This is a genomic window from Burkholderia sp. PU8-34 (genome assembly GCF_053427725.1).
In genome coordinates, this window is sequence record NZ_JBSAXC010000046.1 from 1 (window position 1) to 1,730 (window position 1,730).

The window sequence follows — 1,730 nt, forward strand, 5'->3', positions numbered from 1 at the left end:
CATCGGCTGGCGGAACGAGTTCCGTTATCGATTGCCAGGTCGAATTGGCAAAGCTGCCACCCCCGAACCCGATGTTATCGATCCACACCGTATAGCTCCCATTCGTCGTTTCCCAAATGCCGCCGCTCGCGTAACTACTGAATCCAAATGACGAGAATTGAGCACCGTCTGGAAGTGCGACATGAAAGGAATGAATAGAGTACGCCTCGCCCCCTCGTTCGCCCAAAAAGAGAGGACGTCGATGAACCAAATTTCCCGCGTCGTCAAAAAATTCAATTGCGTACCACTCCGGCCTCATCGCACTCGGCAAACTAATATCAATAGCCAGGGATTGCGCATGCGCTCCATTGTTGAGATAAAACTTGGACCCGAAAGCCTCGATCAACAAGCCGGTTTCGCCGGCGTCAGGTTTAATGCCAGGTCCGATCGTATTTCCACCCGCAACGCGAATTCCCTGGCCCGCCCCATTCCCTGAGATCGACAACGAGAAAACGCCAAAATTGGCCGGCATTCCACCCGCGACCAGATCCCGCGGGGCTTCATTGTTGAAGTCCACCACGGTCATTGGCGCTATGGCATTAAACGTTCCACCGGCAAATCCGACATTATCGATCCACACCGCACTGGTCCCATTCGTCGCTTCCCATATAATGCCGGAACCGTAACTGAATCCAAAGGATGAGAATTGAGCGCCGTCTGGAATTACGATATTAAAGGAATGAATAGAGTACCTCTCAGCCTCTCCACCATCCAAATAAAGGGGATATCGATGAACTAACTTTCCCGCATCGTCATAAAATTCAATTGCATGCCATTCTGGCCTCAACGATCCCGGCAGACTGATATCAATGGTCAGGGCTTGCGCATGCGCGCCATCGTTGAGATAAAACCTCGCCCCTCGAGTCTGGATCAACAAGCCGGTCTCGCCGGCGTCGGGTTTAATGCCAGGCCCAAGCGTATTTCCACCCGCAACGCGAATTCCCTGGTCCGCCTTATTCTCCGTGATCGACAGCGAGAAAATGCCGAAATTGGCCGGAATCCCGCCTGCAACCAGATCCCGTGGAGTTTCATTGTTGAAGTCCACGACCTTGAAATCGATACCTGCCTTCCCCGAACTGCCCGACACGACTTCCTCGAAGCGCGTCAGCAGATACTCGGAAACGTTCCCGCTGCGATCGACCAGCGCCACGCCATAGCCCGCATGCTCGTCCATCGTCGCGGCAATACTCGCCGGAATGGTCACCTTCGCACGCCCGGACGCCACGTCGGCTCCGGTCAGCGTGTAGGTAATCCGGTGATCGCCGATCATCACGTTGATCATGTCGCCAGCCGTCGCGCCCGCTCCGGCAAACGACACGTCGATCACGTTGCCCGACCGCGTCGCCGATGACGGCGCGTTCGGCGACGCCACGTCGAGTTCCACGTCGTACATCTTGACCGGTCCGAGCATCCCGCCGTCGTTGACCACCCGCGTCTGGACCGTCCAGCTCCCCGCATGCGCGTTCGGATCGATCACCATCCACGTGCCGTCCGGCTTCATCAATGCGTCCCGCCACGTCCGCCCGCCGTCCGTCGACACCTGCACCTTCTCGCCTGCCGCCAATGCCGCCGTCAGGTGGCCGCTCAGCAAGCGCCCCGCCGTTCCGTCGTTCGTCAATCGGTCGAAATCGAAGACCCCGCTGTCGCGCCCCATCTCGTCCAGGATCGCTTGCGCGATCGGCTTCGGCGGT

The 1,730-nt window shown here is 57.6% G+C and carries 1 pseudogene; it reads right to left on the reverse strand.

The features are described from left to right. Positions 1-1,730 (reverse strand): annotated as a pseudogene (locus ACV22Z_RS35610) (hypothetical protein); the annotation flags it as partial.